This is a genomic window from Streptomyces sp. YS-3, from assembly GCF_045257485.1.
GTDB lineage: Bacteria > Actinomycetota > Actinomycetes > Streptomycetales > Streptomycetaceae > Streptomyces.
On sequence record NZ_JBJHPC010000541.1, the window covers coordinates 1 to 4,855 of the forward strand.

Sequence of the window (4,855 nt, forward strand, 5' to 3'; positions counted from 1 at the left end):
GTGGACAACCGTGCCTGGACCACGCACGCCGACTGGCGCTCGGGCGACGCCGACGGGGTGCGGGCCGTCCCGGGCCGCCGCCCCGGCCTGGTCATCGCCCGCCCCGCCGGCCGGATCGACTACCCCGACCCGCACACCGGGAAGACAGCCACCTGGGAGTACGCCACCTGGACCTCGCCGCGGCACCGCTCGCCCGTCCCGGCCACCGAGGCCATCGCCCACTGGAACGCGCACACCCCCGCCGGGACCTGGCTCCAGGTCGAGCTGCTGGGCACCTACACGGACGGCGCCGCGACCCCGGCGTATGTGATGGGCCGCTGGACCGCGGGCGACGGCGACGCCGACATCCGGCGCACCTCCGTCGACGGCCAGCGCGACGGCAGGAGCACGGTCTACACCGACACCTTCGCCATCGACGACGCGGCGAGCGGCCTGCGCCTGGCCTCCTACCGGCTGCGCCTGACCCTCTACCGCGCCCCGGGCACCCGCCTCACCCCCACGGTGTGGCGGCTCGGCGCGATGGCCTCCGACATCCCGGACCGCTTCACGGTGCCCGCCTCCACTCCGGCGTACGCGGGCGAGCTGCTCGTCCCGCGCTACTCGCAGGAGATCCACAAGGGCCAGTACCCGCAGTACGACAACGGCGGCGAGGCCTGGTGCAGCCCGACCTCCTCAGAGATGATCATCGAGTACTGGGGCCGCGGGCCCACGGCGGCGGACCTCGCCTGGGTCGACCCGGCCTTCGCCGACCCCCAGGTCTGCCACGCGGCCCGGTACACCTACGACTACCAGTACGGCGGCTGCGGCAACTGGCCCTTCAACGCCGCGTACGCCGCCACCTACCGGGACATGAGCGCGGTGGTGACCCGGCTGAGCTCCCTGAACGACCTGGAGACGCTGATCCGGGCGGGTGTCCCGGCCATCACCTCCCAGTCGTTCCTGAAGACCGAGCTGACCGGCGCCGGCTACGGCACCTCCGGCCATCTGATGACGGTGATCGGCTTCACGGCCGACGGCGACGTGATCGCCAACGATCCGGCATCCCCGGGCGACCCGGAGGTGCGCCGCGTCTACCTGCGGCGGGAATTCGAGAACATCTGGCTGCGGACCAAGCGGTACAACGCCGCCGGCAAGGTCGTCTCCGGCACCGGCGGCGTCTGCTACCTGTACTGGCCCGCGCGCCAGGGAGAACGCCGGCGCAGGGCGCTGGCCTCGGTGGGCGTACGGGCGTGACCAACGTCTCCCCGTCGCCGCCCGTATCTGCTGGCACTCTGAAATGGCACCCGGGGGGACCGTCCACCGCCAGACGACCGAGTGAGATCCCATGACCCTGCACGCCACCACCGCCGACGACCCGCGCGCCCTGGCCGAGCTCCGCGCCCGTACCGGCGGCCCCGACGACGGACCCAAGATCCTGGAGCACTTCCTGGGATGGACCCTCGTGGTGGTCCTGGCGATGCTGGTCACCCAGACCGGTCTGCTGTGACCCACGGGCCGGCCCCGAGAGGCCGGCCCCGCCCGTCCGACAGCCCGTAGGGCGGTCTGCCATACTGCCGGGATCCTGTGGCAGTCGGAGACCAGGGACGGATTTGAGCAGCAGTCAGCAGCGCGGCGCGACCGAGCGATCGCAGGTCCGTCGGTCCGAACTCATCGCGACGGGGCGGAAGTTGTTCGCCGACACGTCCTACGACGCCCTGTCGATGGACGACATCGCCCAGCACGCCGGGGTGGCCAAGGGCCTCATCTACTACTACTTCAAGAGCAAGCGCGGCTACTACCTGGCCATCGTCGAGGACTCGGTGGCCGATCTGGTCGCCCGGGCCGCCGGCCACACCGAGCTGCCGCGCGCCGACCGGGTCCACCGCACGATGGAGGGCTATCTGCTCTACGCCGAGCACCACCAGGCGGCGTACCGCACGATCGTCACCGGCGGTGTCGGCTTCGACCCCCAGGTCCAGGCGATACGCGACGCCGTCCGCGAGGAGCTGGTCGCCACCATCGCGGAGGGCGCCTACGGCAGACGGGGCATCCCGGTGCTCGCCCGGCTCGCGCTGCTCGGCTGGATGGGGTGTGTGGAGAGCGTGACCCTGGAGTGGCTGCGGACGCGGGAGCCCGACCGTGCGACCGTACGCGAACTGCTGGTGCGGATGCTGCGCCGGACCCTGGACACCATCGCCGAGTTCGAGCCGGCCTGCCCCTCGCCCGCGCCCGGCGCATGACGACGCGGAGGGCCCGGCGATGAAATCGGAGCGGTTCGTTCCGTAACCGGCGGGTGGGCAATCCGTGATCTTGGATCCAGTGACGGGACGCGTCCGATCGGGCATACTCACAGCGCCACGGCCACCAGCCTGCGGCTTCCGTGATCCGGAAGGGTAGGCATCGGCTGTCCGGCAGATTCACCGGCGGCGCCGCCACACCCTGCGCGCGTGACCGCCGAAGCGCCCGACAGGGAGGAGAGCGCCGCCATGCCCGACCGCGCCCCACAGCCGGTGGACCGACAGCTGCCCACCGAGGAGGCCCGGGACCTTGTCGCACTGGTACGCGACATCGTCCAGCGGGAGATCGCCCCTCATGCCGCCGAGCAGGAGGACGCAGGACGCTTTCCGCGCGAGATCTTCTCGCTGCTGTCCGAATCCGGACTGCTCGGCCTTCCGTACGACTCCGCGTTCGGCGGCGGTGACCAGCCGTACGAGGTGTACCTCCAGGTCCTCGAAGAGCTCGCCGCCGCCCGTCTGACCGTCGGCCTCGGCGTCAGCGTGCACTCGCTGGCCTGCCACGGCCTCGCGGGCTACGGCACCAAGCAGCAGCAGGCCGACCATCTGCCCGCCATGCTCGGCGGCGGTCTCCTCGGCGCCTACTGCCTCTCCGAGCCCTCCTCGGGCTCCGACGCGGCCTCCCTGCGCACCAGAGCGGTCAGGGACGGCGACGACTGGGTGATCACCGGCACCAAGGCCTGGATCACTCACGGCGGCGTCGCCGACTTCTACACCGTCCTCGCCCGCACCGGCGCCGAGGGATCCCGCGGCATCACCGCCTTCCTGGTCCCCGGCGACGCCGAGGGGCTGACCCCGGCCGCCCCCGAGAAGAAGATGGGCATGAAGGGCTCGCCCACCGCCCAGCTGCACTTCGACGGGGTCCGGGTGCCCGACAGCCGCCGGATCGGCGAGGAGGGCCAGGGCTTCGCCATCGCGCTCTCCGCCCTGGACTCCGGCCGGCTCGGGATCGCCGCCTGCGCCGTCGGCGTCGCCCAGGCGGCGCTGGACGAGGCCGTGGCGTACGCGACCGGGCGGCAGCAGTTCGGCCGGCCCATCGCGGACTTCCAGGGCCTGCGGTTCATGCTCGCGGACATGGCCACCCAGATCGAGGCGGGCCGGGCGCTGTACCTGTCGGCCGCGCGACTGCGGGACGCCGGACGGCCCTTCTCCAAGGAAGCCGCCATGGCCAAGCTCTTCTGCACGGACGCGGCGATGAAGGTCACCACCGACGCCGTCCAGGTCCTCGGCGGCTACGGCTACACCGCCGACTTCCCGGTCGAACGCCTGATGCGCGAGGCCAAGGTCCTCCAGATCGTCGAGGGCACCAACCAGATCCAGCGCATGGTCGTCGCCCGCCATCTGGCGGGTCCGGAGACGCGCTGACCCCTGGTGGGTCCGGGGCGTACGGATCCGTACGCCCCGGCTCGCGGGGGGCTGGCTTTTCACGGTTTCTGACGTACCGTCAACTTCCCTGTCGTCCAGGAGGTTGCCGTGTCCCAGGACCGTCCGATCGCACTCGACGAATACCCGATCCACCAGGTCCCGCTCTCGCTGAAACACGTCGCCACCGGCGACCGCAACGCCTACGACCGCTGCATCTTCCACGTCTTCGACCACCACGGCCGCGCCCTGCTGATCGCGGGCCTCGGCGTCTACCCCAACACCGGGGTCATCGACGCCTACGCCACCCTGCGCCTCGGCGACCGGCTGTACGCCGTCCGGGCCAGCGACGCGCTCACCGACGACCGGATGAACCTCTCGGTGGGGCCGCTGCGCATCACCGTCGACGAGCCGCTGCGCCGCCTCACCCTGCACTGCGCCCCCGACCCGGCCGACCCCGACTCGCTGGCGTACGAGATCACCTGGCAGGCCGGTTTCCCCGCCGTCTGGGAGCCGCACCACGTCCAGCGCCGGGGCGACCGGCTGACCCTCGAAGGCCGCCGCTTCGTCCAGGCGGGCCGCTGCACCGGCACCATCCGCGCCGGGGGCGAGGAGATCGCGGTCGCGGCGGGGGAGTGGACCGGCACCCGGGACCGCAGCTGGGGGGTGCGTCCCATCCCCGGCGAGAGCGACGGGCGCGCCGAGGAGCACCGGCCCGAGGGGTTCCACTGGCTCTGGGTGCCGGTCCGCTTCGACGACCGCTTCCTGATGGTGATCGCCCAGGAGGACGCCGACGGCTACCGCACCCTCAACGAGGCCGTACTCGTGCGCGAGGGCCGCCCGGACACCCAACTCGGCTGGCCCCGGGCCGACATCGCCTACCGCTCCGGCACCCGCCACCCCGAACGCGCGGTGATCCACCTCACCGGCGCCGCCCCCGAGCCCCTGGAACTGGGCGTCGAGGTGCTCACCTCCTCGCCGCTGGCCGTCGGCGCCGGATACCCGCCGGCGGACGACTGGCAGCACGGCACCTGGCAGGGGCGCGGCTGGACCGACCGCCGCGTCCACGACCTCTCCGACCCCGCCGCCCACCCCCTGGCCGCCTACGGCGTCACCGACCACGCCGCCCGCTTCACCCTCGACGGGCGCACCGGCTACGGGATCTTCGAGCACGGCAGCTTCGGCCGCCACGACCCCAGCGGCTTCGCCACGTACAGCTC

The 4,855-nt window shown here is 72.4% G+C and carries 5 protein-coding genes; all 5 read left to right on the forward strand.

From position 1 onward, the window contains the following. Window positions 1–1,233: peptidase C39 family protein (locus ACJA3G_RS30150; protein WP_406556212.1), on the forward strand; the 1,233-nt coding region annotated here is incomplete at its 5' end. 91 nt (window positions 1,234–1,324) lie between these two features. Beyond that, entirely contained in the window at window positions 1,325–1,486 is a 162-nt protein-coding gene (locus ACJA3G_RS30155; protein ID WP_107503676.1) for an SCO1431 family membrane protein, read from the forward strand. 103 nt (window positions 1,487–1,589) lie between these two features. Next, complete coding sequence (locus ACJA3G_RS30160; protein ID WP_406556213.1) at window positions 1,590–2,219, forward strand: TetR/AcrR family transcriptional regulator; 630 nt, start codon at window positions 1,590–1,592, stop codon at window positions 2,217–2,219. Window positions 2,220–2,465: 246 nt separating this feature from the next. After that, window positions 2,466–3,638, forward strand: coding sequence for an acyl-CoA dehydrogenase family protein (locus tag ACJA3G_RS30165; protein WP_406556215.1), 1,173 nt, complete (start codon window positions 2,466–2,468; stop codon window positions 3,636–3,638). Window positions 3,639–3,746: 108 nt separating this feature from the next. Continuing rightward, window positions 3,747–4,855, forward strand: a 1,109-nt coding sequence (locus ACJA3G_RS30170) for a hypothetical protein (protein ID WP_406556214.1), incomplete at its 3' end; no start/stop codon positions are given.